Here is a 24,705-nt window from a genome sequence, read left to right as displayed (position 1 = left end):
AGGAAAACCGCAGCTCAGGGATGGTGTCCAACAACTTCTGCGGGCGCTTTGACAACCTCGGGTTGTCAGTTGAGGCTGACGCCATGGAACCCGATCTCCCGGGCATGCGCGCCTTCGTCGCCGTCGCCGAGGAACTGCACTTCGGCCGGGCCGCCGCCCGCCTCTTCCTCACCCAGCAGGCGCTGTCCAAGCGCGTACGCCGCCTGGAGGACGCCCTCGGCGCGCCGCTCCTCGAACGCACCACCCGCAGCGTGGAACTCACCGCCGCCGGACGGCGGTTGCTGCCGCTCGCCGTGGACGCCATCGCCGCCTTCGACACGGCGGTCCAGGCCGTCCACGCCGCCCGCGGCACGGTGCGGGCGCTGCGCGTCGAGGTGTTCGCCGAGCGGTTCACGCCGGTGCGGGTGCTGCGCGAGACGGTCGCCCGGACGCCCGGGGTCCGGGTCGATCCCAGCATGCGGCAGGGGTTGGCGCTCGCCCTGCCGGCCGTGCTGGGCCGGGAGCTGGACGCCGCGTTCGGCCGCGTCCACGACCTCGGCCGGCCCTGGCCCGCCGACCTCCGCCACCGGCCCGTCCACCTCGAACCGCTGCACGCCTACGTGTTCGCCGGGCACCCCCTCGCCGACCGGACGGTCCTCCGCCCGGCCGACCTGCGGGAGGCCGGGATCGCCATGCCCGACCCCGGCGGGGCGGAGGAGTGGCGCGGCTATCTGACGCGGTTCTGCACGGAGTTCGGCATTCCGCTGCGCTTCACCGCCCCGGCGGTGGGCGCCCGCGACTACAGCGAGCACATGCTGCGCGAGGGGCGTGCGGTGACGGTGGGGGAGGCGGGGATGGACCTGCCGTACGACGGGCGTCTGCGCCGCGTCCCGATCGTGGACCCGGTGCCCCTGCACCTGTGGTCCGTCACCTGGCACCGCTCCAACCACGACGCCCAGCTGGCCGCCTTGCTGCGCGCTCTGCCGCACCCGGAGGGGCCCGGCGGGGGGTGGTCCGGTTCGACGGCGGCGGCCGGCGGCGAGGTCCGTTCGGACACGGTCTGGTTGCCGGAACCGGACCGGGCCGGGTTGGCGGCGTACGGGGGTACGGCCGCTGAGGGCGCGGTGCCCGGGAGCGCGGCCTCCGGGGAGGCGGTCCCCGGGGGCGGTCGGCCGTGACGGCGGGTTATCCGTAGCAGAGGCAGAACGGGTGCCCCGCCGGGTCCGCGAAGACCCGGAACCCCGACGTCGTCCCGCCGCTGTCGTGCAGGAACCGGGCGCCGAGGCCGGTCACCTCCCGCTGGGCGCGCTCCAGGTCGTCCCGGGTGCCGACGGAGAAGTCCAGGTGGAACTGCTGCGGGTGCCGCGGATCCGGCCAGCGCGGCGGACGGTGGTCCTCCGCCTTCTGGAAGGCGATCCGGGTGCTGCTCTCGGGGTCGTTCAGCCACACCCAGGACGGGTCGCTCGCGTCGACCTTCCAGCCCAGGATCGCCCCGTAGAAGGCCGCGAGTGCCGCGGGGTCCGGACAGTCGATGACGGTGCAGTCCAGTTTCGCGATCATGTTGCGATGCTCCTTCACCTCCAGTGGGTTGTCCACCGGGCAAGAACAGACCGTGTGCTGTGGGGTGGGGGTTACTCCTGTGGCGTGAGGGAAATGTTGAGGCGAACATCCGACCAGTTGGTTCGGTCCGGACGGCTTCACGCCGCACCATCTGGGAACAACACCTCCACAGGGCCCGTCCCGCTGGTCACCGTCATCGGCCGGTGATCAGCGGGACGGAGGTATGTACGGATCCGACCCACCGGGCGCGCGGCCGCAAGCCCGCACGGCCGGCCGCCCACTTGGTCGCCCGCCCGCCCGCCCGCCCGGCCGGCCGACGCGGCGGTCGGCCCGGCGGCCAGGTCGGCGACCACCCGGCGGCGTCCCGCCTACCCCGGAACCGGCCCCAGCAACGGCCGCATCGTGCCCGCGCGCTCCATCTCCAGCACCAGCAGCTCATTCCGTCCCGCCCGTAACACGGGTCCTGGCACCCAGAGAGCCTGCTGTGGTCCGGCGGACCAGTACCGGCCCAGGCAGAATCCGTTCACCCAGACGAACCCCCGTTCCCAGCCCGGAAGTCGGAGGACCGCGTCACCGGCCTCCGGCACCCGGAAGGCTCCTCGGTAGAGCCCCGGCTCCCGCCCGCCGGCCGACCGCCACCGCACCACCGCGAGCGCACCCTCCTCCTCGAACGCCGCGAGCCGGAGCCCCCGCGCCCGCACCCCGTGGACGTACTGTCCCCCGTGCAGCAGCCCACCCGTCAGCCCCTTCCGTTCGCCCAGCCGCGGACCGTAGTTGACCCTCCCCAGCGACTCCACCCACAACTCGACCGAGGCCGGCCCCGGCACGTCCCCGATCAGCCCGTCCTCGTCGCGCAGCACAGCCGTCCGCACGCCGTCCACCGACACGACCGCCAGGTCCCGGAGCCCGGCCACCCGGAGGGGCAGCGCCCGGCGCGGCCCCGGGACGGTGAACCGGTAGCGGACGATCCCCCGATCCACCCCCAGCTCCTCGAACGACGGCGGCAGGACGGCCTCCCGCGCGGCCCCGCCGAGCGCGTCCATCACCTCGGCGGGCGGCGCCCACCGTGTGAGCTCCGCGCGCACCGGCTCCCGCAGCGCCGGGGGAGCGGGCGGCGGCTCCGGCGGCGGGCCGTCCCCGTAGGCGGCCAGCACCTCGCGGAAGGCGTGGAACTTGGCCGTCGGCCGGCCGTACTCGTCGACGGGCGCGTCGTAGTCGTACGACGTCGTCGTCGGGCGGAGCGCGCCCCGGTGCTCCGCCCCGGCCCGGTTCGCCCCCGCCCAGCCGCCGAAGTTCGTGCCGCCGTGCGCCATGTAGACGTTCACGGACGCCCCGCACTCCAGGACCTCCCGCAGTGCCTCCGCCGCCTCCCCGGCGTCCCGGGCGGCCGGCGCGCCGCCCCAGTGGGCGAACCAGCCGCACCAGAACTCCATGCACATCAACGGCCCGGCCGGCCGGTGCCGGCGCAGTACGCGGAACGCCTCCCGCGCTCCCGAGCCGAAGTTCACCGTCGCCGTGGCGCCGGGGACCGTCCCGCCGGTGAGCATGTGGTCCTCCGGCCCGTCCGACGTCACCAGCGGCACCACCACACCCGAGTCCCGCAGTCGGCCCACGAGGTGTTCGAGGTAGGGCTGATCGCTGCCGTACGAGCCGTACTCGTTCTCCACCTGCACCAGCACGACCGGCCCGCCCCGGCCGAACTGCCGCCCGGTGAGCTCGGCGCCCACCGCCTCCAGCCAGCCGTCCACCGCGCGCAGGAACTCCGGATCGCTCGTCCGCACCCGGCGCCCCAGCCTCCCCGTGAGCCAGTGCGGCAACCCCCCGTTCTCCCACTCCGCACAGACATACGGCCCGGGGCGCACGATCGCGTACAGGCCCGCCGCACCCGCCGCGTCCAGGAACCGGCCCAGCTCGCCCACGTCGTGGAGCCGCCCCTCGACGGGCTCGTGCCGGTTCCACGGGACGTAGGTCTCCACGCAGTTGAGGCCCATCGCCCGCAGCATCGCCAGCCGGTGCGGCCAGTGCCCCTCGTGCACCCGGAAGTAGTGCAGCGCCCCCGACAGCAGCCGCACCTCGCGCCCGTCGATCCGGAACCCGTCCTCCGCCACGGTGAAGTCCGGCACAGCAGCCCCCCAGCCCTGTCGGCCCGCCCGAGCGGCCCGGGCCGCGCCCATCCTGGCCCACGTCGGGGGCCGCCGTCACCGGGGCGAGGGGCGCGCCGGGGGCGTACCGCCGGCCCGCCGGAGCACGGGCCGCGACACCGGCCGCCCTTCGTGCCACCCACCGCCCGCCCCGCCGGCCACCACCGCCCCCTCCGCTCCCGCGGCCGTCGAACCGGCCCCGGCCGGATCATTGACTCGGCACGGCCCGCCCGTTCCGCATAAGGTCGGTCGATATGAACGACAGCACCAATTCCGACCGCCCCGGCGCCGACCGCCCCGGCCCCGTCCCGTCCGGTGATGCGGGCCCGGCCGCCCCCGCCGCCGCGGCCGGAGCGGGCGCGCCCGACGACGCCGTGCGGGCCGAGCTGTCCCGGCTGCGGGACAGCATCGACAACATCGACGCCGCGGTGATCCATATGCTCGCCGAGCGCTTCAAGTGCACCCAGCAGGTCGGCCACCTCAAGGCCGCGCACAAGATGCCGCCCGCCGACCCGGCCCGCGAGGCCCGCCAGATCGCCCGGCTCCGCCTCCTCGCCGAGAACGCGAAGCTCGATCCGGCCTTCGCCGAGAAGTTCCTCAACTTCATCGTCGCGGAGGTCATCCGGCACCACGAGACCATCGCCCGCACGTAGGCACGCCCGCGGCCGCGCCGGGGTTCCGCGCTGAGTACGCGTACTCATGTGCGCGGGGACCGCCGGCTGACAGGCTCCGCGGTATGCAAAAAGGCAGAGGGGCGCTCACAGCCCTGCACCTCCTCCTGGTCTGGGCGACGGCGGCGGCCCTGCTGCCGACACTCGGCTTCGGGCTGGTGGCAACGGCCTGGAGCGGCGGGGTCGGTGCGGCGGTGCCGGTCTTCGCACTGGGCGCGGTGCTGATGGTGGGCCTCCTGGCCATGGCGGGTACACCGGTGCGGACCGTAGTGCCGCTGTGCGGCTCCGTGCCGCGACGCCTGGGCTGGGCGGTCCTGGTCTTCGCCCTCGGCACACTCGGTGTCCTGGCCGGTCTGGCCGCCTACGGCGGGCACGTCGACCTGGGGAGCGCCGGTACCCGGATCGCGCTGACGGGGGCGCCGTACGCCGTGGTTGCCGCGTTCTTCGTGCCGAACCGGTGGGTGCGGCTGGGGGCGCTCGCCGTCCTGGGGACCGGAGTGGCCTATGGAGGCTTCGTCGGCCCGGCGCAGGCGCGGGAGCGCGAGCACGAGGCGAAGGTCGCGCGGTACCGCGAGCATCCGGAACTGCTGTACCTGAGTGCCGCGCCGCCGGGCATGCGGGTGTCCCACGCCGAGGTCGGCCCCGCCTACTTCGGCGTGGACTACCACCCCATCCGGCAGGACCAGGACTGGTCCGGGTACGTGTCCCTCACGATGCGCCCGGCGCTCACCCCGACGCTCCGCTGCCCCGAGCTCCTGGGGACGGGCGAGACCTGCACCGTGGACGCGCACGGGCTGGTGCGCACGGTCCGCGCATTCCCCGGCGGCACTCACGCCATCACCCTGACCCGCCGCCACCGGAGCGCGGAGGCCGTCGTCACCAGCCAGACTCTCGACGAACCCGGGCTGCGCCGCCTCCTGGACACGCTGCACCCCCTGTCGGACACGGAGTTGGAGGACCTGATGCGGGAGAAGAGGATCGACCACAGAAACTGAGCCGAGCCCAGCCGCGCCCGTCCCGCGAGCACAGCGGCGCGAACGCCTCGGACGGCGGGCCGAGCGGGACCACGCAGCCGACGGGCAGCCGCACGCCCCCCTCCACCGAGCGGCGGAAGACCGCGGGCGAAACCGCCTCGTCCGCCGCCGGGGCGCTGCGGCAGCATGGCCCCCATGACCGTACTGACACGCGACGAAGCGCAGGCCAGGGCCCGGCTCCTGGACGTCCACAGCTATGACATCGACCTCGATCTCACCCGCGGCGAAGAGCAGTTCCGCTCCACCACGGTCATCCGCTTCCACGCCCGCACCCCAGGTGACACCTTCGTCGAAGTCCGCCCCGCCGCCCTGCTGAGTGCCACCCTCGACGGCCGCCCCCTCGACATCACCAGCCTCGACGACAACCGGCTCCCCCTCGCCGCGCTCACCCCCGGCGACCACGAACTCCGCGTCGAGGCGGACATGCGCTACTCCCGCACCGGCGAGGGCATGCACCGCTTCACCGACCCCGTCGACGGCGAGACCTACCTCTACACCCAGCTGTTCCTCGACGACGTCCAGCGCGTCTTCGCCGCCTTCGACCAGCCCGACCTCAAGGCCGTCTTCTCCGCCACCGTCACCGCGCCACCGGCCTGGACGGTCCTCGGCAACACCGTCGCCACCCGCGTCGGACCGCCCGCCGAAGGCCGCTGGAAGCTGCCCCCCGGCCGCCCCCTCAGCACGTACTTCGTCGCCTTCGCCGCCGGCCCCTGGCACACCGTCCGCACCGAACACGCCGGGCTCCCCTTCGCCCTGCACTGCCGCCGGTCCCTCGCCCCGCACCTGGACGCCGACGCCGACGAACTCCTCGGCCTCACCCGCCGCTGCTTCGACCGCTTCCACCAGATCTTCGACGAGCCCTACCCCTTCGACTCCTACGACCAGGCGTTCGTCCCCGAGTACAACTTCGGCGCCATGGAGAACCCCGGTCTCGTCGTCCTCCGCGACGAATACGTCTTCCGCTCCGCCGCCACCGACACCGAGCGGCAGACCCGCGCCGTCACCATCGCCCACGAGATGGCCCACATGTGGTTCGGCGACCTCGTCACCCTGCGGTGGTGGGACGACATCTGGCTCAACGAGTCCTTCGCCGAGTACATGGGCTACCAGGTGCTCACCGACGCCACCCACGTCACGGGCCCCTGGACCGAGTTCGGCGTCAGCCGCAAGGCATGGGGCTACGCCGCCGACCAGCGCGAGACCACCCATCCCGTCGCCCCCGAACCCGGCGCCGTCCACGACACCGCCGCCGCCCTCCTCAACTTCGACGGCATCTCCTACGCCAAGGGCGCCTCCGCGCTCCGCCAACTCGTCGCCTGGCTCGGCGAGAAGGACTTTCTCGCCGGCATCAACACCCACTTCGCCCGGCACCGCTTCGGCAACGCCACCCTCGCCGACTTCCTCGACTCCCTCGCCGGCGCCACCGAACGCGACGTCCACGCCTGGGCCGACCGCTGGCTCCGCACCACCGGCGTCGACACCCTCACGCCCCGGATCACCACCACCGACAGCGGCTGGGAACTCACCGTCGACCACGAGGGCACCCGCCCCCACCGCATCGCCGTCGGCCTCTACGACCACGACCCCGACGACCCCGGGCGCCTCACCGCCCGCACCCGCGAGGAGATCGACCTGCCCGGTCCCACCGGCCCCGCCCTCACCGGCACCGGCCCCCGGCCCGCCCTCGTCCTCCTCAACGACGGCGACCTCGCCTACGCCAAGATCCGCCTCGACCCCGACTCCCACGACACCGCCCTCGGCGCCCTCTCCGGCCTGCCCGACCCCCTCACCCGCGCGGTCCTCTGGAACTCCCTCCGCGACCAGGTCCGCGACGGCCTGCTGCCCTCTGACGCCTACCTGCGGGCCACCCGCGACCACCTGCCGCACGAGACCGACAACGCCGTCGTCGAGGGCGTCCTCACCTTCGCCCGCGACCAGATCGCCGACGTCTACCTCCCCGCCGACCACCGCGACGACGCCCTCGCCATCCTCCGCGACACCTGCCACGACCTCCTGCGCCGCACCGGGCAGGGCACCGCCCCCGGCCCCCGCCTCGCCGCCGTCCGCACCCTCATCGACAGCGCCACCACGGACGCCGCGCTCCACGACTGGCTCCGCGCCGGCACCGTCCCCGGCGGGCCCGCCCTCGACCCCGAGCTCCGCTGGCGCGTCCTCACCCGACTCGCCGTCCTCGGCGCCGTCACCCCCGACGCCATCGCCGCCGAACTCGCCGCCGACCCCAGCGCCACCGGCCGGGAAGGCGCCGCCCGCTGCCGAGCCGCCCTCCCCGACCCCGCCGCCAAACAAGCGGCCTGGCACTCCCTCTACGCGGACGACAGCCTCTCCGCCTACCTGTGGACCGCCACCGCCCAGGGCTTCTGGCAGGCCGAACAGCTCGACCTCACCCGCCCCTACCGCGACCGCTACCACCCCGACGCGACGGCGCTCGCCGCCCGCCGCGGCACCGCCCTCGCCAAAGCCGCCGGCAACCATGGATTCCCCCGTCCCCACATCGACCACGACACGCTGCGCCTCGGCGAGGAATGCCTGAGCGGCACGGAACCGACCCCCGCGTTCAGGCGGCAGCTCCGCGACCGGCTCGACGACCTCCGCCGAGCCCTCGCCGTTCGCTACACACAGTGAACACCACCCCACTGACAATGACCCTCGCCGGACCCGTCACCGCATGACAAAGGCGCCCGCACCCCGGTCGGGGGTGCGGGCGCCAGGCCCGAAAAACGCTGCCTACGTCAGCCGCGCTTGTCCTCGATCGCGTCCGCCGGCTCGGCCGTGCGGAGCTCCTCCAGGAAGCGGTCCACGATGCCGCTCTCCCGCGCGTACGTCTCGACCGACTCGCCGACGATGCGGCCCGCCAGCTCGGTGGCCAGCGCGCCGACCTGCTCGCGCAGCTGCGCCTCGGCCATCGTGCGCTCCGCGTCGATCATCGCGTGACCGGCGGAGATGATCTCGTCGCGCTGACGCTGGCCCTCGGCCCGCAGCTCGGCGATGATCGCGTTGCCCTGCTCGACCGACTCCTGGCGCAGCCGCGCGGCCTCGTGCCGGGCCTCGGCCAGCAGCGCCTGGTACTCGGCGTGGACCCGCTCCGCCTCGGCGCGCGTCTCCTCCGCCTCGCCGAAACGCCCCTCCGTGGCCTTCTCACGCTCGGTGAGGACCTTGTTGATCCGGGGCAGGATCCCCTTCGCGATCACCGCGAAGACGAGGAAAAACAGCACCAGACCGAGGACGAGCGGGGCAACGTCCGGCTTCAGCGGTCCGATGTCGAGAGCGAGGTTCATCATGGCCATGAGGTGCAGGGTAGTCGAAGCCGCCCCCGGGGCGCGCCCCGCACCCCGTCCCGCGCCCCTTTGTCGCGCGCGACCCCCAACTCCCCGCTCGCGCGCGGCCGGTACCACCATCGGGGGAAACATCCCCCACAAGGGCGTCACGCCGCAGGTACAGCCGGTAGCTTGAAGCGGTCCTGATGTATCGAACAAAAAGGGCATAAACGACTTGTCCGGCTGTGTTCGCCGCTGCCCACGGGAAGGCCGCACCCGCGCATGAGCAACCCCCCGAACTCCGACCACACTCCCGACACACCTCTCGACTTCGCGGGCATCGGCATCGGCCCCTTCAACCTCTCCCTGGCCGCCCTCGCCCACCCGCTCTCCGACCTCCACGCGGCCTTCTATGACGAGAATCACACCTTCCGCTGGCACCCCGGGCTGCTCATCGACGGCACCCGCATCCAGGTCCCCTTCCTCGCCGACCTCGTGACGCTCGCCGACCCCGCCAGCCCCTGGACGTTCCTCAACTACCTCAAGACGCGCGAACGCCTCTACCCCTTCTACTTCGCCGAGCGCTTCCACATCACGCGCGCCGAATACGACGCCTACTGCCGCTGGGTCAGCGAGAACCTCACCGGCCTCCACTTCGGCCACCACATCGACGCCGTCCGCTGGAACCCCGAACGCGTCCTCTTCGAGATCGACTACACCCAGCTCGACCGCGACGGCGAGGCCGAGGCCCTCGGCCGCACCTACGCCCGCAACGTCGTCCTCGGCATCGGCACCACCCCCGACATCCCCGAACCCCTCCGCCCCCTCGTCGAGGCCCACGGCGTCCCCGTCCACCACTCCGCCGACTACCTCGACCACCGCGCCGACCTCCTCGCCGCCGACCACGTCACCGTCATCGGCTCCGGGCAGTCGGGCGCCGAGATCTTCCTCGACCTGCTCCGCCACCGCCCCGTCGGCCGCGAGAAGCTCCACTGGCTCGCCCGCACCCCCGCCTTCGCCCCCACCGAGACCAGCCGGCTCGGCCGCGAACACTTCACCCCCGACTACGGCCAGTACTTCCACGCCCTGCCCGAACCCGTCCGCGACCAGGCCCTGCCCCAGCAGTGGCAGCTCCAGCAGGGCATCGACCCCGCCACCATCACGGCCATCCACGACGAGCTCTACCGCCGCAGCCTCCACGGCGGCTGGCCCGACACCACCCTCACCCCGGGCGTCTTCGTCCGCACCGCCGGACGCGTCGGCACCACCCGCGTCGAACTCCACCTCGAGCACCACCAGCAAGGCACCCGCTCACGCCTCACCACCGACGCCGTCGTCCTCGCCACCGGCTACCGCGAACGCCGCGTCGACCGCCTCCTCGCCGCCCTCGACCCCTACATCCGCCGCGACTCCGGCGGCCGGCCCCGCATCGACGCCCAGCACCGCCTCGTCCTCGACCCCCTGGTCAAGGGCGCCGTCCACGTCCAGAACGCCGAGACCCACACCCACGGCATCGGCAGCTCCGACCTCGGACTCGCCGCCTGGCGCAGCGCCACCATCCTCAACGCCATCACCGGTACCACCCACTACCCGCTGCCCCACCGCACCGCCTTCACCACCTTCGGCCTGGAGCCGCGACCCACGCCACGGCCCCACACCGCGTCCACCTCAGAAAAGCGGCACACCATCCCGCGTCAGCTTCCAGTCCACTGACGCGAACTTCGCCACATCGATCACCTGCCGGGCCTTCACCCAACCGATGATCGTGTTACGGATCTCCTCCGAATTCGCCCACACCTGCTTCGCCCGCGCCACATGCGGGAAATTCCCGCCACCACTCGCCCGGTAGTTGTTCACCGCCAGCACGAACTGCGCGGAATCGTCCAGCGGCTTCCCGTCGAACAGCAGCTTCCCGATCCGCGCACCCGGCGCCTTCGCGATGTCGATCTCGTAGGAGAGGCCACTCACCACGTCGTAGTTGTAGTCCGGAATGCTCTCGGCGTTCGTGAGCTTCGCCGGATCCACCGGCGCCCCCGCAGGCGTCCGCACGTAATACCGCGCCGAGAACTCCAGGTACTCCCGCAGCTGCGCGCCGGTCAGCACCCGCGCCTCCAGCGTGTTCTCGAACGGATACAGTCCCGCCACCTGGCGGACCGACACCGGCCCCGCCGGAACCGCCGCCGTCCGCGAGAAACACGACGCCTGCGACAGCACCGGCAACGGCGAGTACGCCGTGCCCCGCAACGCCGCACGCACCGTCTCCGCCTGCACATGATTGATGAAATCGATGATCGGCGTGTCCCGGTACGGCGCCTCCGCCGCGTCCATCGCCGCCGTCGACGTGCCGATCCGCTGGTTCACATAGGCCACCACCTTCCGGTGCTGCCCCCGCACCAGACCGGTGATCGTGGCGTCCTCCTCGGCCGTGTTCGAGTTCAGCACCTTCGACGACACCGACGCGACCTGCCAGCGGCCCCGCTCCCACGCCAGCTCGAAGTCGAACAGCGTCAACCGCTGCCCCCACTTCAACGGCTCGGACAGCACCACCGACCGACCCGTCTCCTTGTTCACCACCCGGTACTCCGGCACCTCCACATGCGCGTGCCCCACCAGAATCGCGTCGATCCCCGGCACCCGCTCCGCCACCAGCGCCGCCGCGTTCTCCACATAAGGCAACGCGTCACCGTAGGACGACGTACCGCTCATCCCCGAATGCGCCGACACGATCACCACGTCCGCACCCATCGACCGCAGCCGCGGCACCCACTTCGCCGCCTGCTCCTCCAGACCGGGGAACACCATCTTCCCCTGCACATTCGCCTTGTCCCAGATCGCGATCCCCGGATTCGTCAGACCCAGGATCGCCACCCGCACATCGCGCCCGTGCGGCGTCCGCATCCGCTTGATGACATACGGCCGGAACGCCGGCCGCATCGTCTTCGCGTCCAACGCGTTCGCGCCCAACAGGGGGAAATGGCACTGCTGCTCGAACTTCCGCAGCACCGGAATGCCGTAATTGAACTCGTGGTTCCCCAGCGCCGCCGCGTCGTACCCCATGGAGTTCATCGCCAGCGCCATCGGATGCACCGGCCCGCGCGCCCCGGTGATCGGCTCCACCCGCGCGTAGTAGTACGCGAGCTGCGTCCCCTGGATCGTGTCACCCGCGTCGATGAGCAGCGTGTTCCGCCGCCCCTTCTCCTTGCGGACCTGCTTAACCAGCGTCGAGATCTTCGCCAGGCCCACATCGTTGTGCGCCTTGTCGTCGAACTCGGCATCGGTGAAATAGTCCCAGTTGAAGACGTTCCCGTGCAGGTCCGTGGTGCCCATGACGGTGAACGCGTACCGCTTCGTCCTGCCGTGCCCGTGGTCCCCGTGCGCCCCCTGCCCCACGAGCGGCTGCTCGGCGGCCGTCGCCGACGCGGCGCCCACCGCCCCGGTCAGGGCCACCCCCGCCCCCGTAGCGGCCGTACGCCCCAGGAAGCGCCTGCGGTTGAGCGGCATCGAATTCCCCATCCCTTTACCCGTCACCTGACGATCTCACCGCGGCCGGCCGAGAGCCGGCCGCGTCCGACAGCGGCACCGGGCGGCCGCAACACCACGAACCCCCCGGTACAACGCGCGTAGATTCTGGCCCCCACAGCCACCGTGGCAACACCCTTGCAAGGTTGCGATCCGATGACTCCGGACAGTCCCGCCGACGAACACGGACTGGGACGCTAGCCCCATGACCGCAACCGAGCCGTTGCCCTACGGAACCCCCGACACCCCGCGCGTCGCCGTCCGCGGCGAGGCCCACCTTGAGGTCGATCCCGAAATCGCCCGTCTCGGAATCACCATCAGCGCCCGCGGTACCGACCGTCACAAAGCCCTCGACGACCTCACCCGCCGCAACAACCACATCATCGAACTCCTCAAAACCCACGGCGACGCCGTGGAGAAAATCGAAACCGGCGCCGTCACCATCACCCCCCAACTCAACGACAAAGGCCGCCACGAACGCATCCGCGCCTACCGTGGCCACATTCACCTCACCGCCACCCTCAGTGACTTCACCATCCTCGGTGAACTCACCACCCGCCTCTCCGACCTCGAACTCACCCGCATCGACGGCCCCTGGTGGGCCCTCCGCGCCAACTCGCCCGCCCACCGCGAAGCCCGCCGCCAAGCCGTCCACGACGCCGTCCAACGCGCCCGCGAATACGCCGAAGCACTCGGCTCCCACCTCGTCGCCCTCGTCGAACTCGCCGACACCGGAACCGAACACCCCGCTCCCGCCACACCGCCCGCCCGCCCCGCCATACTCCGCAGCGCCGGCTACGCGGGCTCCGCCCCGCCCGCCCTCGACCTCGAACCCCAGCGCCAGAGCGTCTACGCCCATGTCAACGCACGGTTGACCATGACCCCGCCGATCCTGTGAACCCGTGCGCGTGGGGGTGCCGACAAGGTCTCTCGCCGCTCATCGGAGCACCCCCGCGCACGTTTCACAAGTTGTCAACAGACCTTTACCCAACGGACGTTGGGCGGTCGTGTCCGGCGGATTCTCTACCCGCCGGTAGGTCATAAGGTCGTGCCATGCGCCGAGCGAAAATCGTCTGCACCCTGGGGCCCGCCACCGACTCGTACGAGCAGATCAAGGCCCTCGTCGAAGCCGGCATGGACGTCGCCCGCTTCAACCTGAGCCATGGCACCCACGCCGACCACGAGGCGCGGTACGAACGGGTGCGCAAGGCCGCCGAGGAGACCGGCCGCAATGTCGGCGTCCTCGCCGACCTTCAAGGCCCGAAGATCCGCCTCGGCCGGTTCCTCGAAGGCCCCGTACTCCTTGAACGCGGCGACACCTTCACCATCACCGTCGAGGACGTCCCCGGCGACCGCCACCGCTGCGGCACCACCTACGACGGCCTCGCCGCCGACGTCACCCGCGGTGAACGCATCCTCGTCGACGACGGCCGCGTCACCCTTGAGGTCACCGAAGTCAACGGGCCGCGCGTCCACACCGTCGTCCTTGAGGGCGGCATGGTCTCCGACCACAAGGGCCTCAACCTCCCCGGCGTCGCCGTCTCCGTCCCCGCCCTCTCCGAGAAGGACGTCGAAGACCTCCGCTGGGCCATCACCACCGGCGCCGACATCGTCGCCCTCTCCTTCGTCCGCAGCGCGCGGGACATCGACGACGTCCACCGCGTCATGGACGAGGAGGGCCGCCGCCTCCCCGTCCTCGCCAAGATCGAGAAGCCGCAGGCGGTCGAGAACCTCGACGGCATCGTGGCCGCCTTCGACGGCATCATGGTCGCGCGCGGCGACCTCGGCGTCGAAATGCCGCTCGAAACGGTCCCGATCGTTCAGAAGCGCGCCATCAAACTGGCCAAGCGCAATGCCAAACCCGTCATCGTCGCCACCCAGATGCTCGACTCCATGATCGACGCGTCCCGCCCCACCCGCGCCGAGGCGTCCGATGTCGCCAACGCCGTCATCGACGGCACCGACGCCGTGATGCTCTCCGGCGAGACCAGCGTCGGCAAATACCCCATCGAAACCGTCCGCACCATGAGCCGCATCCTTCAGGCGGCCGAAGAGGACATCCTCGCCCAGGGCCTCCCCCCGCTCACCGAACGCAGCAAGCCCCGCACCCAGGGCGGCGCCGTCGCCCGCGCCGCCGCCGAGATGGGCGACTTCCTCGGCGCCAAGTTCCTCGTCGCCTTCACCCAGTCCGGCGACACCGTCCGCCGCCTCTCCCGCTACCGCTCACCCATCCCCCTCCTCGCCTTCACCCCCGAACCCGCCACCCGCTCCCAACTCAACCTCACCTGGGGCGTCGAGACCTTCCTCGGGCCGATGGTGCAGACCACCGACGAAATGGTCAGCCAGGTCGACGAATACCTGCTCCGCATCGGCCGCTGCCGCAAGGGCGACATGGTCATCATCACGGCCGGCTCCCCGCCCGGCACTCCCGGCACGACCAACCTCGTACGGGTGCACCACATCGGGGAGGACGACGGGCCGAGGCGGTAGGCGGGGCCCGGGGGTCAGCACTTCGGGCCGATGTGGGCGTCCATGAGGGCGACGGAGGCGCGGCGGGCGACCGAGACGTTGTACGGCGTGCCGTCGCGGTGGGTGATCGTCCACTCGACGCCGACCTTGCCGAGGGTGTCGCAGTACAGCCGCCGGATGTCATCGGACCCGTTGGTGAAGAAGTAGCGGGGGTATTCGTACCGCTTGCGTTCACCGCCGATGAGGCGCGTGGTCCAGTTCGTCATCCGGCAACCGTCGGAGTGGACGAGGCCGCGGAGGAAGCCCCAAGGGTGCGTATCGACGATCCGCTGCTGCCATGGCGTCAACGCGATGGTCCGCTCGTGCTTCTTGCCGGGGCCGTGCTGGGGGAAGAGGCATGGCCAGTGCTTGCTGCAACTGGTCACCGCGACGCAGCCCTGCCGCTGGACGACGCAGACCTTGTTCTCGGGGCGCACCCGTTCCATCGCGGACCGGCAGGCGTCGATGAGGCCCGGCCACGCGTCCGCACAGGCGATGCGGAGGGTGTAACCGCCGCTCGGATGGCCGCTGACGCAGCCGTCGCCGAGGTAGAGCCCGAGGAGGTAGGCGTAGGCGCGGGAGTCGGAGGGTGGCTCGGGGTCAGCGCGGCACAGGGAGCACTGTGAGCGGCTGGAATGGCCGGGTTCGAGCCGAGTGAGCCATTGACGGATCGCGTGCCGGGATATTCCGGTCCGCTTGCTGACCGTGTTGAGGCTGAGACCTTGATCGACGAGGGCGACGGTCCGGCGGCGGGTGGCGAGGTCGTACACGAGAGCGAGCGTGACGTGAGAAGCGTCGCTGTGCCGGGATTTGCGGTGACGTTCACCGTGAGGAGTGAAGATCCCCAACGTCGGCACTCAAAGTGCGACCTTCGAAATGAAGGTAAAGTGCCCCGGGTCGGATTCGAACCGACACTGTATGGGTTTTGAATCCATTGCCTGCTGCCAGTTGGGCTACCGGGGCCTTGTAATGCAAGGAGAGTGTATACCCCTCCGGTACTCAAAACTACAGCACTCGGTACGCTCGTGGAGCACCGCCTGTCCTGGACTGAGGAGACCCGTGAGCGCCGCCGAGCCCCAGCCGCCCGTCGACGACGAGCCGCAGCACACCCCTCCGCACATCACCCGTGTCGTGATCGCCGAGGACGAGGCCCTCATCCGCCTCGATCTCAAGGAGATGCTCGAGGAAGAGGGCTACTCCGTCGTGGGTGAGGCGGGTGACGGGGAGACGGCGGTCGCGCTGGCGCGGGAGCATCGGCCGGATCTGGTGATCCTGGACGTGAAGATGCCGGTGCTCGACGGGATCTCCGCGGCCGAGCGGATCGCGGCCGAGTCGATCGCGCCCGTCCTGATGCTCACCGCGTTCTCGCAGCGCGAGCTCGTGGAGCGGGCCCGGGACGCCGGGGCCATGGCGTACCTGGTGAAGCCGTTCAGCAAGAGCGACGTCGTGCCGGCGATCGAGATGGCCGTGTCGCGGTTCACGGAGCTGAAGGCGCTGGAGAAGGAGGTCGCGGACCTCGCCCAGCGGCTGGAGACGCGCAAGCTGGTGGACCGCGCGAAGAGCGTGCTGCAGACGCAGTACGGGCTGACGGAGCCGGCGGCGTTCCGGTGGATCCAGAAGACGTCGATGGACCGCCGGATGTCGATGCAGCAGGTGGCGGAGGCCGTGATCGAGGACGCCCGGGAGAAGAAGGCGGCGAAGGAGCAGCAGCAGTCGCAGTAGTGGCCGGCGAGTCGGTCGTGGGGCCCGTGTCCGGGGTGGGTGCGGGCCCTTCGTGCTGCTCGGGGGCTCGGGCTTCCGGATGCTCCTATGGATGTCAAGCGGCTTCAGTGAGGTCGCCTTGAGTCGTTTGTCGGCTGGTGGATCGGTGGTCGAGGGATCGCATGAGGACGCGGTAGACCTCGCGTGCGACGTGGCGTTTGAGGCAGCGCATGATGTCCTTCTTCGACAGGCCCTGCTGGGTGCGCCGTTCCATGTAGATGCGGGTGCGTTCGTCCCAGCGCAGGCGGCAGAGCACGATGGTGTGCAGGGCGTGGTTGGCGGCCCGGTCTCCGCCGCGGTTGAGCCGGTGGCGGTCCCGGCGGCCCGAGGAGGCCGGTATGGGAGCGACGCCGCACAGGTGGGCGAAGGCTGCTTCGGAGTGCAGCCGGTCGGGGTTGTCACCGGCGGTGGCCAGCAGCTGCCCGGCCACGTCCGCGCCGACTCCTTGCAGGGCCAGGAGCTCGGGGGCGGCCTGGGCGGTGAGCGTCTTCAGCTCCGCCTCCAGCTCGTCGATCTCCTCGGTCAGGGCCAGGATCCGCCGGCCCAGCCGGCGCAGGGCCGCCTTGGCCGCGTGCAGCGGGTCGGCGAGATCGTCACCCGGCCGCAGCCGCGCGCACGCCTTCGCCAGCCGGGCGGCGGTCAGCCCGCGCAGCGGGGCGCGCAGGCTCTCGGGCGCGGTGACCAGCAGTTGCCGTGCCTGGTTGACTGCCTGGGTACGGGACTTGACCGCCGAACGGCGCGGCACCCGCAGAGCCCGCACGGCTTCCACGACACCGGTGCGGGTCTTGGGGGTCCCGCTCGCCCTGCCGGAGGCCACCGCCACGGCGGCGGCGTAGGCGTCGATCGGGTCGGACTTGCCCTTCAGCCTGCGGGTTTTGCGGTCCGGCCGGTCGACCTCGACGACCTTCAGTCCCGCTTCGCGCAGAACGCGGGCGAGTTCGGCGCCGTAGGCGCCGGTGCCTTCCACGCCGACGGCCGTCACGGTGCCCTGGGCGAGCAGCCAGGCCAGGAGCTTGCGATATCCGGGGCCGGTGGCCTCGAACTCCTGGTCGGCCAGGTGGCGGCCGAGGCGGTCGACCACGGCGGCGTGGTGGGTCTCGCCGTGGGTGTCGATGCCGCCTGTGACTTCCAGGGCCTGGTCCGTCATGCTGGTCACTGCCGTCCTCTCGCTGATCCCGGTAGGGCGGCACGCGCCGGCCGGGCGGGCGGACAAGACAGTGGCGGGGCTTCTTGACCAAGCTCCTATAAGGTCACGGTCGCCCGTCCGGTCGCGTGCGAGGCGGCTCCTCCGAGCGGATCGACAAATCCCAAACAAGACAGTCGAGACGTCGGTCAGTCCGTGAGTCAGACCCGTCGGAGAAGCCACGTCACATCCTCACTGTCAGTCCTCGCCGAGGTAGGCCTTGCGTACGGACGTGTCGACGAGGAGGTCCGCGCCGGTGCCGGAGAGGACGATGCGGCCGGTTTCCATGACGTGGCCGTGGTCGGCGAGGGTGAGGGCCGCCTGGGCGTTCTGTTCGACGAGCAGGATCGTCGTGCCGTCGGCCTTGAGCTCGGCGATGGTGGTCATGATCTTCTGCATCATGATCGGCGAGAGGCCCATGGAGGGTTCGTCGAGCATGAGGAGTTTGGGGCGGGACATCAGGGCGCGGGCCATGGCGAGCATCTGCTGTTCGCCGCCGGAGAGGGTGCCGGCGGGCTGGCGGGCGCGTTCGCCGAGGATGGGGAAGAGGCTGTAGGCACGGTCGACGTCCTGGGCGATGGCGGCGGTGTCCTTGCGGAGGAAGGCGCCGAGCTGGAGGTTCTCGGCGATGGTGAGGCGGGGGAAGATGTGGCGGCCTTCGGGGGAGTGGGCGAGGCCGAGGGCGACGATGCGGTGGGCGGGGACTCGGGTGAGGGGTTTCCCGTCGAAGCGGATGCCGCCGCCCGTGGGGCGGAGGAGGCCGGAGAGGGTCCGGAGTGTGGTGGTCTTTCCCGCGCCGTTGGTGCCGATGAGGGTGACGATCTCTCCGGCGTGGACGGTGAAGGAGATGCCCTTGACGGCTTCGATCTTGCCGTAGGCGACGCGGAGGTCGCGGACTTCGAGGAGGGCCGTCATCGGGGGTCGTTCTCCTCGTGGTGGGGGCGGGGTGGGGTGCCGTCCGTGGCTGTCGGTGGGTCCGCTTCCGCCCTGGTGACCGCTTCCGCCCGGGTGGCCGCCTCCGCCTGAGCGCGTGCCGCCAGGGCCGCCGAGGTGGTCGCCGCTTCCGCCGCTCGGGCCGCTTCCGCCGCCTCGACCTCGGCGGCCTCGTCCTGTCCGGGTGCGCCTTCGAAGGGGGTGCCGAGGTAGGCGGCGATGACGCGTTCGTCGCCCTGGACCGTGCGCGGGGTGCCCTCGACGAGTTTCCGGCCCTGGACGAGGACGGCGACGTGGTCGCAGAGGTTGAAGATGAAGCGCATGTCGTGCTCGATGACGAGGACGGCGATGCCCTGGTCGCGGATGGCGAGGACGAGGTGTTCGGCGGCGCGGGTCTCCTGGGGGTTCATGCCGGCGGTGGGTTCGTCGAGGAGGAGCAGACCGGGGTCGCTGGCGAGGGCGCGGGCGATTTCGAGCCTGCGTTGTTCGCCGTAGGGGAGGTTGCGGGCGAGGTGGTCCGCTTTGTCGGCGAGGCCGGTGAATTCGAGGAGTTCGCGGGCGCGTTGATGGGAGGCCCGTTCGGCGCGGTGGAAGCCGGGGCTGCGGAGGAGTGCGGAGAGGAGGCCCTCGTGGGTGCGGGTGTGGCGGCCGACGAGGACGTTCTCCAGGACGGTCATGCTGGGAAAGAGGCGGATGTTCTGGAAGGTGCGGGCGATGCCCGCCTGGGTGACGAGGTGGGGTTTGGCGGGGAGGAGAATGTCGCGGTAGATGACGGTGCCTTCGGTTGGGGTGTAGAGACCCGTGAGGCAGTTGAAAAAGGTGGTTTTTCCCGCGCCGTTGGGGCCGATGAGTCCGACGATCTGCCGGTCGTGCACGGTGAGGTCGACGGAGCGTACGGCGGTGAGGCCGCCGAAGCGCATGGTGACACCGGTGGCGGTGAGGACGGGGGTGGTGCCGGCGGCAGCGGTGGCGTCGGGGGCCATGGCGGTCACGGTGGTCACGCCTCCGCTCGGGTGAGGGTCGCGGTGTCGGGAGCGGCGTCGTCGTGGAATTCGAGCTGCTTCCGGCGGTCGGCGACGAGGCCCTCGGGGCGGAAGCGCATCAGGAGGATGAGGGCTACGCCGAAGAGCAGGAGTTGGTAGTCCTGCATGAAGTCCATTTTGTTCGGGATGAGGTAGAGCAGGGCGGCGCCGACGAGGGGGCCGGTGATGGTGCCCATGCCGCCGAGGATGACGGCGGCGAGGAGGAACGCGGAGTTGGGCGGGACGGTGCCGGCGAACTGGTACTGGTCCGGCGTGGCGGTGGTGATGACGTGGGCCTGGACGGTGCCGGCGAGACCGGCGAGCGCGGCGCCGAGGGCGAAGGCGAGGAGCTTGAGGCGGAAGGCGTTGATGCCCATGGCGGTGGCGGCGGTCTCGTCCTCGCGGATGGCGATCCAGGCGCGGCCGATGCGTGAGGCGGCGGCGCGGCGGAAGACGAGGACTACGGCGATGGTGGCGAGGAGCATCAGGAGGTAGTAGTTGCCGAAGCGGCCGATGGGGGTGCCCAGGAGGTCGTGCGTGTCGCCGAAGTCGAAGCCGCCGATGGCGAGATCGGGGATGTTGGGGATGCCCATGGCGCCGTTGGTGACGTCGGGGCCGGTCTTTCCGTTGAGGTTGAGCATGGTGATGCGGAAGATTTCGCCGAAGCCGAGGGTGACGATGGCGAGGTAGTCGCCGCGGAGGCGGAGGGTGGGGGCGCCGATGAGGACGCCGAAGACGAGGGAGGTGCCGATGCCGGTGAGGACGGCCGCCCAGAACGGGAAGTGGACGCCGGCGGCGGATTCCGGGGAACCGGAGACGAGGGCCGCGGTGTAGGCGCCGACGCCGAGGAAGGCGACGTATCCGAGGTCGAGGAGGCCGGCGAGGCCGACGACGACGTTGAGGCCCAGGGCGACGGTGGCGAAGATGAGGATGCTGGTGGCCAGGTTGGTGTAGGTGTCGCTGGTGAGAGTGAGGGGGAACGCCGCGGCGGCGACGAAGGCGGCGGTGAGGGTGATGGTGCGGTGCCGGGCGGTGAGGGTGCTGAGGCGGGTGGTGAGGCCGGAGCGGCCGAGGGCGGCGAGCCCGGCGCCGGCGAGCAGGAGGTAGCCGACGAAGAGTTCGCCGTACTCGGCTTCGATGCCGTAGGTGAAGAGGGCGAGGCCGAGGGCGAACGCGGCGGCGATGAGGAGGATTTCCGCCCAGGCGGGGAGCGGGGTGGGGGCTGGGGTGCGGCCGGGGGTGAGGGTGTGGCGGAAGCGGCGCCAGGGGTTGGCGGGGGCAGGGGGCTTTCGGTGGTGCGTGGCGGCTTTGTTGTCCGCGTTGTCCTTGGCAACTGTGACCCCAGTGCTGGCCGTGGCCCCCGTACCGCCTGCGACCCTCGCGCCGTCTGCGACCTCCCTACCGTCCGTGCCCCTCGTACCGTCCGTGCCTCCAGTACCGTCCGCGCCTGCCGCGCCTGCCGCGCCTGCCGCGCCTGCCGCGCCTGCTGTACCTTCTGCGTCCCCCTGGTCCCCCGCATCGTTCGGATAAGGCAGCGCCGGCGGCAAGGCCAGAGCTCCGAGGACGGTGGCGAGGGTCGCGCCGCCGGCGAGGAAGCCGCCGGGTTCGAGGTTGACGAGGCCGCCGAGGTCGGTCGTGATCGCGCCGAGCGTGTACCAGGTGGCGGCGAAGGTGCCGAGGGCCAGCAGCAGGGTGGGGGCCGTGGCGCCCGCGGGAGCGAGCCAGCGGAGTCCGCGGACGCCGTGGCCGGACAGGACGTACAGCAGGGTGAGGGCGGCGCCGGCGAGGGTGATGTTCTGGAGCCCGCCGGGATAGCCGGTGACGGTGAGGTTGCCGGGGAACGAGGTGGTCCAGGTCCAGGCGAGGAAGGTGGAGACGATCGCGAGGAGCGCTCCCGCGCCCGTGAGCAGGCGGGCGGCCGCCGGGCGCAGCGGGATCGTGGCGGGTACCGGCGTCGTGACGGCCGAAGGGGCGGCGGACGGTCGTCCTCCGGCGGGGTGGCGTTCTGCGGGCATGGTCATCACGCCCGATCCGCGACGCGTTCGCCGAGCAGGCCCTGCGGCCTGAGCAGCAGGACGAGGATGAGGAGGACGAAGGCCCAGACGTCCTTCCAGGAGCCGCCGCCGAACTGGGACATGCCGGGGATCTCCTCGATGTAGCCGGTGGCGAGGGCTTCGGCGACGCCGAGGACGACGCCGCCCAGCATGGCGCCGTAGATGTTGCCGATGCCGCCGAGGACGGCCGCGGTGAAGGCTTTGAGGCCGGTGATGAAGCCCATGCGGAAGTCCACCTGTCCGTATTTGAGGCCGTGGGCGACGGCGGCGACGGCGGCGAAGGTGGCGCCGATGGCGAAGGCGATGACGATGATGCGGTCGGTGTTGATGCCCATGAGCTTGGCGGTGTCGGGGTCCTGGGCGGTGGCCTGCATGCCGCGGCCGGTGCGGGTCCTGGCGACGAAGAGGCCGAGGGCGAGCATGCACAGCGGTGCGGCGATCAGCAGGAAGACCTCGCCGCGCTGGACCGTGGCGCCGAGGACGTGGAACGACTCGCCTTTGAACTGAGGGAAGACCCGCGCCTTCTTGGCGTCGGGGTACCACTTCCAGACGGCCTGCTGGAGGGCGATGGAGAGGCCGATGGCGGTGATGAGCGGCGCGAGTCGTGGGGCGTTGCGCAGCGGCCGGTAGGCGAAGCGTTCGGCGGCTACGGCGATGGCGACGGCGGCGGCGATGCCGCCGAGGATCATGAGGGGGAGGGCTAGGAGCAGCGCGGTGCCGTCGGGGAGGGCGAGGTGGACGGTGAGGGCGCCGAAGCCGCCGACCATGAAGATCTCGCCGTGGGCGAAGTTGATGAGCTGGACGATGCCGTAGACCATCGTGTAGCCGATCGCGATGAGGCCGTACATCGCGCCGAGGATGAGTCCGTTGGCCAGCTGTTGCGGCAGTTCGTGCACCGCCGGGCCTCCGTGGGATGAGACGTCGTGGGACAAGGCCGCGGCGGTCGGCGCGGGCCGGGCGGGTCCGCGCCGGGTGGTTGGCGCACGGCGGGAGTGGAGTGGGAGGAATCGTTTCGGCGTGCCCGGGGCCGCCGCTGTCCGTTCGGCCGGCCGGGCCGGGTCAGCGTTTGAACTCGGCGCTGTGGCGGGCCTTCCAGGTGTCCCCCTCGACCTGGTAAGCGGTGATCATGGTGTTGGTGGTGTCGCCGTACTTGTCGAAGGAGACGGTTCCGGTGACCCCGTCGAACTTGACCTTGTTGAGGGCCTCGACGACCTTGGCGCGGGCGCCGTCGGGCAGTTTGCCGCCGTTGTCGGCGACGACGGCTTTGACGGCCTGGATGATGGCCCAGGTGGCGTCGTAGGTGGAGCCGCCGTACGCCTCGTAGCGGTCCTTGTAGCCCGCGGCCTTGTAGTCCTCGATGAACTTCTTGGCGGAGTCGAGTTGTTCGACGGGTTTGCCGACGGAGGTGGCGTAGTCGCCGGCGGATTTCTTGTTGAGTTTGATGTAGTCGGCGCTGTACATGCCGTCGCCGCCCATGAGGGGAGCCTTGACGCCGCTCTCCTTGAGCTGCTGGCTCAGGGGTGCGGCGGCCGGGTATTCGCCGCCGTAGAAGACGAGGTCGGCTCCGGAGCTCTTGGCCTTGGAGACGATGGCCTTGAAGTCGCGGTCCTCGGGGTTGACGTGCTCGGTACCGGCGATCTTTCCGCCGAGTGCGGTGAACTGGGTGGAGAAGGCGGCCGCGAGGCCGACGCCGTAGGTCTTCTGATCGTCGATGACGTAGGCGGTCTTGGCCTTGATCTGATCGTGGGCGTATTTTCCGCCGAAGGCGCCCTGGACCTCGTCGGTGGTGGCGGTACGGAAATAGGTGCTGAACTGCCGCTTCCGCCGGTCCTGTTTCCAGTCCTTGCCCTGGGTGAGGTCGGGGGTGGTGTTGGCCGGGGAGATGAGGGCGACCGTGTTGGACTGGGCCACCTGTTGCATGGACTGGGCGACGCTGGAGTTCAGCGGGCCGACGATGCCGACGACCTTCTTGTCGCCGGCGAGTTTGGTGGCGTTCTGCTGTCCGGAGGTGGGCTGGGCCTGGTCGTCCAGCGCGGACAGTTCGAAGGTGACGCCGGGGACTTCGTTGCTCTTGTTGGCGTTGGTGACGGCGAGGTGGGCGGAGTTCTTGATGCCCTGGCCCAGGGCGGAGAGGTCGCCGGTCAAGGGGGCGTCGAGGCCGATCACCACGGTGGTCTTCCTGCCACCCTTGTCGCCGTTGTCGCCCCCTTTGTCGTCGTCGCGGGAGCCGCAGGCGCTCAGGGTGAGGGCCCCGGCGGTGAGTGCGGTGGTGAGCAGGAGCAAGGGACGGTGTCGCACGGTGAGTCCTTTCCCTGGCGCGGCGGCTTCGCTGTGGTGCGGGTGCCGTGTCGCTCGCCGGGGGCAAGGACGGAGGAGGGAACGGGTGCGGGGCCGCCCGGCGGGGTGGCGGATGGCCGTGACTGTAAGGGCAGGGTGACGGCGCGGGGCAGAGGTGCCGTCCAGGATGTGACTGTCTTGTTATGACGCAGATCACATTCCGCATCGGTGGATCCCGCCCCGCCGCCGGGAGATTCACCCGGTGGCCGTGGATGTGGCAACCGCCCTCCACGGCCGGGGAGTTGTCAGGCGGATGCCTGCGGGTTGTCGCGGATGACGCAGGTGAGGCGGGCGGAGCAGACGCGCTTGCCCTGCTCGTCGGTGACGGCGATCTCGTACGTGGCGCTGGTGCGCCCGCGGTGCACGGGGGTGGCGACGCCGGTGACGAGGCCGGAGCGGAGCCCGCGGTGGTGGGTGCAGTTGAGGTCGACGCCGACGGCGATCCGCGTGGGTCCGCCGTGCAGCATGGCGCCGACGGATCCGAGCGTCTCGGCGAGCACGGCGGAGGCGCCGCCGTGGAGCAGCCCGTACGGCTGGGTGTTGCCCTCGACCGGCATGGTGCCGACGACGCGGTCGGGGGACGCCTCGACGACGCGGACGCCCATGCGCTCGCCGAGGTGGCCCGCGGAGAAGAGGGCGGGCAGGTCCAGGCCGCTGCCGGCCCAGGCGTCGAGGATCTCCTGCGGAAAGACGGTCCGGCTCTGTTCGCCCATGCTTCTCGGCTCCCC

Annotated in this window: 20 protein-coding genes and 1 tRNA gene; 8 read left to right on the top strand and 13 right to left on the bottom strand. The window is 71.2% G+C overall.

The annotated features are described in order from the left end of the window. Positions 1-83 precede the first annotated feature (83 nt). Positions 84-1,157: a LysR family transcriptional regulator gene (locus tag J7W19_RS07785; protein WP_004952928.1), complete on the top strand. Its 1,074-nt coding sequence runs from the start codon at positions 84-86 to the stop codon at positions 1,155-1,157. Between the two features lie 7 nt (positions 1,158-1,164). On the opposite strand, the gene J7W19_RS07780 is transcribed toward J7W19_RS07785, so the two are convergent. Beyond that, the gene (locus J7W19_RS07780; protein ID WP_004952925.1) at positions 1,165-1,539 is read right to left on the bottom strand and encodes a VOC family protein; all 375 of its coding nucleotides are present in this window, start codon (positions 1,537-1,539) and stop codon (positions 1,165-1,167) included. 368 nt (positions 1,540-1,907) lie between these two features. Beyond that, on the bottom strand, positions 1,908-3,662 hold the full coding sequence (locus J7W19_RS07775) for a glycoside hydrolase family 35 protein (RefSeq protein ID WP_004952923.1): 1,755 nt from the start codon (positions 3,660-3,662) through the stop codon (positions 1,908-1,910). Positions 3,663-3,934: 272 nt separating this feature from the next. On the opposite strand from J7W19_RS07775, the gene J7W19_RS07770 reads away from it, so the two are divergent. The 3 genes from J7W19_RS07770 (at position 3,935) to pepN (ending at position 8,028) form a co-directional block, all read left to right on the top strand. Beyond that, positions 3,935-4,333, top strand: coding sequence for a chorismate mutase (locus tag J7W19_RS07770; protein WP_004952920.1), 399 nt, complete (start codon positions 3,935-3,937; stop codon positions 4,331-4,333). Between the two features lie 83 nt (positions 4,334-4,416). After that, complete coding sequence (locus J7W19_RS07765; protein WP_004952917.1) at positions 4,417-5,346, top strand: fused MFS transporter/spermidine synthase family protein; 930 nt, start codon at positions 4,417-4,419, stop codon at positions 5,344-5,346. A 165-nt stretch (positions 5,347-5,511) separates the two neighbouring features. Beyond that, a complete protein-coding gene (gene pepN, locus J7W19_RS07760; RefSeq protein ID WP_004952914.1) occupies positions 5,512-8,028 on the top strand; it encodes an aminopeptidase N in 2,517 nt (838 codons plus the stop codon). 107 nt (positions 8,029-8,135) lie between these two features. Here the strand turns inward: pepN and J7W19_RS07755 are convergent, their stop codons facing one another. Then, positions 8,136-8,690 carry a F0F1 ATP synthase subunit B gene (locus J7W19_RS07755; RefSeq protein ID WP_004952911.1) on the bottom strand — a complete coding sequence of 185 codons (555 nt, stop codon included), beginning with the start codon at positions 8,688-8,690 and terminating at the stop codon, positions 8,136-8,138. A gap of 252 nt (positions 8,691-8,942) precedes the next feature. On the opposite strand from J7W19_RS07755, the gene J7W19_RS07750 reads away from it, so the two are divergent. Then, the gene (locus J7W19_RS07750) at positions 8,943-10,373 is read left to right on the top strand and encodes a lysine N(6)-hydroxylase/L-ornithine N(5)-oxygenase family protein (RefSeq protein ID WP_004952908.1); all 1,431 of its coding nucleotides are present in this window, start codon (positions 8,943-8,945) and stop codon (positions 10,371-10,373) included. Here the strand turns inward: J7W19_RS07750 and J7W19_RS07745 are convergent. Beyond that, positions 10,329-12,161, bottom strand: coding sequence for a bifunctional metallophosphatase/5'-nucleotidase (locus tag J7W19_RS07745; protein ID WP_004952906.1), 1,833 nt, complete (start codon positions 12,159-12,161; stop codon positions 10,329-10,331). The two genes, J7W19_RS07750 and J7W19_RS07745, sit on opposite strands and share 45 nt — an antisense overlap. Positions 12,162-12,384: 223 nt before the next feature. On the opposite strand from J7W19_RS07745, the gene J7W19_RS07740 reads away from it, so the two are divergent. Continuing rightward, a complete protein-coding gene (locus J7W19_RS07740; RefSeq protein WP_004952902.1) occupies positions 12,385-13,077 on the top strand; it encodes an SIMPL domain-containing protein in 693 nt (230 codons plus the stop codon). 155 nt (positions 13,078-13,232) lie between these two features. Then, positions 13,233-14,669 carry a pyruvate kinase gene (gene pyk, locus J7W19_RS07735; RefSeq protein ID WP_004952899.1) on the top strand — a complete coding sequence of 479 codons (1,437 nt, stop codon included), beginning with the start codon at positions 13,233-13,235 and terminating at the stop codon, positions 14,667-14,669. A 14-nt stretch (positions 14,670-14,683) separates the two neighbouring features. Here the strand turns inward: pyk and J7W19_RS07730 are convergent, their stop codons facing one another. Beyond that, positions 14,684-15,457 carry a helix-turn-helix domain-containing protein gene (locus J7W19_RS07730; RefSeq protein ID WP_004952896.1) on the bottom strand — a complete coding sequence of 258 codons (774 nt, stop codon included), beginning with the start codon at positions 15,455-15,457 and terminating at the stop codon, positions 14,684-14,686. 118 nt (positions 15,458-15,575) lie between these two features. After that, positions 15,576-15,650: transfer RNA gene (locus J7W19_RS07725), tRNA-Leu, on the bottom strand. Positions 15,651-15,746: 96 nt separating this feature from the next. Between J7W19_RS07725 and J7W19_RS07720 the strand changes: the two genes are divergently transcribed. Beyond that, on the top strand, positions 15,747-16,409 hold the full coding sequence (locus J7W19_RS07720; protein WP_004952893.1) for an ANTAR domain-containing response regulator: 663 nt from the start codon (positions 15,747-15,749) through the stop codon (positions 16,407-16,409). A gap of 94 nt (positions 16,410-16,503) precedes the next feature. On the opposite strand, the gene J7W19_RS07715 is transcribed toward J7W19_RS07720, so the two are convergent. The 7 genes from J7W19_RS07715 to J7W19_RS07685 form a co-directional block, all read right to left on the bottom strand. Next, positions 16,504-17,595 carry an IS110 family RNA-guided transposase gene (locus tag J7W19_RS07715; protein WP_040892933.1) on the bottom strand — a complete coding sequence of 364 codons (1,092 nt, stop codon included), beginning with the start codon at positions 17,593-17,595 and terminating at the stop codon, positions 16,504-16,506. Positions 17,596-17,829: 234 nt separating this feature from the next. Beyond that, complete coding sequence (locus J7W19_RS07710) at positions 17,830-18,546, bottom strand: ABC transporter ATP-binding protein (RefSeq protein ID WP_004953079.1); 717 nt, start codon at positions 18,544-18,546, stop codon at positions 17,830-17,832. Then, a complete protein-coding gene (locus J7W19_RS07705; protein ID WP_078588243.1) occupies positions 18,543-19,547 on the bottom strand; it encodes an ABC transporter ATP-binding protein in 1,005 nt (334 codons plus the stop codon). The genes J7W19_RS07710 and J7W19_RS07705 overlap by 4 nt, the downstream gene beginning before the upstream one ends. Before the next feature lie 14 nt (positions 19,548-19,561). Next, positions 19,562-21,607, bottom strand: coding sequence for a branched-chain amino acid ABC transporter permease (locus J7W19_RS07700; protein ID WP_004953073.1), 2,046 nt, complete (start codon positions 21,605-21,607; stop codon positions 19,562-19,564). Further along, positions 21,607-22,536: a branched-chain amino acid ABC transporter permease gene (locus J7W19_RS07695; RefSeq protein WP_004953070.1), complete on the bottom strand. Its 930-nt coding sequence runs from the start codon at positions 22,534-22,536 to the stop codon at positions 21,607-21,609. The genes J7W19_RS07700 and J7W19_RS07695 overlap by 1 nt, the downstream gene beginning before the upstream one ends. A 163-nt stretch (positions 22,537-22,699) precedes the next feature. Next, on the bottom strand, positions 22,700-23,923 hold the full coding sequence (locus tag J7W19_RS07690) for a branched-chain amino acid ABC transporter substrate-binding protein (RefSeq protein WP_004953067.1): 1,224 nt from the start codon (positions 23,921-23,923) through the stop codon (positions 22,700-22,702). A gap of 299 nt (positions 23,924-24,222) precedes the next feature. Continuing rightward, positions 24,223-24,690, bottom strand: coding sequence for a PaaI family thioesterase (locus J7W19_RS07685; protein WP_004953064.1), 468 nt, complete (start codon positions 24,688-24,690; stop codon positions 24,223-24,225). Positions 24,691-24,705 lie beyond the last annotated feature (15 nt).

Source organism: Streptomyces mobaraensis NBRC 13819 = DSM 40847 (assembly GCF_017916255.1).
GTDB classification, from domain to species: Bacteria; Actinomycetota; Actinomycetes; order Streptomycetales; family Streptomycetaceae; genus Streptomyces; species Streptomyces mobaraensis.
Note: the sequence above shows the minus strand (reverse complement) of the source record. Positions and strands in the feature narration are given on the sequence as shown.